Here is a 2,105-nt window from a genome sequence, read left to right as displayed (position 1 = left end):
AGATCGATATCCCGGCGGCCAACCTGCATCCGATGTCGGCCAGCGGGGCGGAGTTCGGAGACGACCTCGACGCAGCGGCACGCGACTACGAGAGGGTGCTGGCGGCCAACGCCGACGACGGTCAGCCCGCTCCGGACTTCGATGTCCACCTGCTGGGGATGGGCGGCGAGGGGCACATCAACTCGCTCTTCCCCGAGACGCCCGCGGTGCGCGAGACGACCCGACTGGTGCTCGGTGTCGAGGACTCCCCCAAGCCGCCACCGCGGCGAATCACGTTGACGCTGCCCGCGGTTCAGCGTTCACGTGAGGTCTGGCTCGTGGTTTCCGGTGCGGCCAAAGCCGATGCAGTGGCCGCAGCGATCGGTGGTGCCAAGCCTGTGGACGTGCCGGCTGCGGGTGCGGTCGGCCGCGATGCGACGGTATGGCTACTTGACGAGGACGCCGCCTCCAAGCTCTAGTCGCGGCTACTTGATTCGGACCGGCCTGGCACACTTGAACACATGTGCGGCTCCTCAGGTTGTTGTGGGTAGCTGTGGGTGCAGTCTGCCGAGGCAGAGATAGATCATTGAGGTCAGTGTTTGGGCGGAGTGGTGGCCGTAGCCGCGGGCATTGATCAGGCGGATTTTGGCGTTAATGCCCTCGATGAGGGCGTTGGAGATGCCGAGCTCGACGGCGGCGATTACGGCTTCGAAGTGTTCCTGCAGGCGTTTGCCGAGTGCTGTGAATGTGGGGATGCGACTACGTTTGGCCGCGGTGATCCAGGCTCTGAGGAGTCGGCGGGCGGTGCCTGGTTCGTGCTCGAGCCGGTAGAGGTCACGGAGTTGTTCTTTCAGCGTCCAGGCGCGTCCAATGCGGCGGTTGGTCCGGGCGATGCGGTTGACCAGGTCACGTTTCTTGTCGGTGAGTTTGTTCTCGCCTGTGCGCAAGGCCCAGCGGCCGGCTTTCCAGTCGGCGGTGCTCATCGATGCCCGGCCGGGGCCGGTGGCCGATTCGGCGTAGACACGGTCCAGTGCTCGGTTGACCCATTGCATGATGTGGAACGGGTCGAAGCAGATGGTGGCTTCCGGTAGGTGGCTGGCGGTGGCTGAGCGGTAGGCTTTGCTGACGTCCATGCTGACTGCTTCTATGGTGGATAGCGTCGAATCAGGCTGCTGTTCATAGAAATTCGTTAACGACTCTTCACTGCGTCCGGGCTGGATGTCGATGACAGTGCCGGTGTCGTGGTCGCCGATGATGGTCAGATAGCGGTGTGGGTGGCGATAACAGATTTCGTCGACACCGATGCGGTAGAGGGTGTCGAGTCGGCGTTGGTCGAGCAGTTCAGCGACCCCGCGGTTGATGATCGCGGTGACGGTCTCCCAGGCGCAGCGCATCAGGGCCGCCACTGTCGTGCGGTCGGTGCGCTGGGCCAGCCACAGCACCATGTCCTCGAAATCGCGGGTGTGCCGGGCGCCGGGTCTGGCCCAGGGCAGTTCTTCGGTGATCACCCCGCAGACCGGGCAGTTCAAGCGGCGGATCTCATAGACCAGCCACAGCCTGCATCGGCCAAGATCGAGGTGCCGCCAGCGGCGCCGTCGCCGATCGTAGGAGCTTCGCTGGCGTTTGCCGCACGGGCAGCTCAGTAGCCGAGCGGTAGGACGCAACGTGACTTCGACATCGCGCTCGCTGACAACGACACCGGTCACCGATGCCCCGGGAATAGCCAACAGACGGTTAAATGCAGTACTGACGCGCACGCGGACGGCCCTTTGGTTGCGGTTGGTGTGGTAACCCCGAAACCTAAAGCCACCCCGCGTGCGCGTCCTTCATCTCAGCGCTGACACGCCGAATCCCTCACCACAGCACCAAAAGACGACGCTGAACAGCACAAACGCGCCCATGAAAACGCTGGGAGCGCCACACATGTTCGAAGGAATGTCGGTTTCGCCTGACACCGACCGATCGGCAATGATGCCGCGCCGCAAGCAGACCCGCGAACAAGCCCACCGCGACCGCATCAACGCCGAACGACGCGAGCGCACCGAACTCATCGGCGGAGGAAACGACAACGCCAACCTGGCTCGCCGCCAACTACGAACCACCACCCTCCCAGGGCCAGTCGTATC

General features: G+C 63.9%; 2 protein-coding genes and 1 pseudogene. 2 read left to right on the top strand and 1 reads right to left on the bottom strand.

From position 1 onward, the window contains the following. Positions 1-458: 6-phosphogluconolactonase (gene pgl, locus VN856_RS18975; RefSeq protein WP_325691798.1), on the top strand; the 458-nt coding region annotated here is incomplete at its 5' end. A 54-nt stretch (positions 459-512) separates the two neighbouring features. Here pgl and VN856_RS18970 read toward each other — a convergent pair. Continuing rightward, entirely contained in the window at positions 513-1,736 is a 1,224-nt protein-coding gene (locus tag VN856_RS18970; RefSeq protein ID WP_422656568.1) for an ISL3 family transposase, read from the bottom strand. Between the two features lie 142 nt (positions 1,737-1,878). Between VN856_RS18970 and VN856_RS18965 the strand changes: the two are divergent. Next, a pseudogene (locus VN856_RS18965) lies at positions 1,879-2,105 on the top strand (hypothetical protein); the annotation flags it as partial.

It is taken from the genome of Mycobacterium sp. (assembly GCF_035603715.1).
In the GTDB taxonomy this organism is placed as follows: Bacteria; Actinomycetota; Actinomycetes; order Mycobacteriales; family Mycobacteriaceae; genus Mycobacterium.
This window is presented reverse-complemented; position numbering and strand designations above follow the sequence as displayed.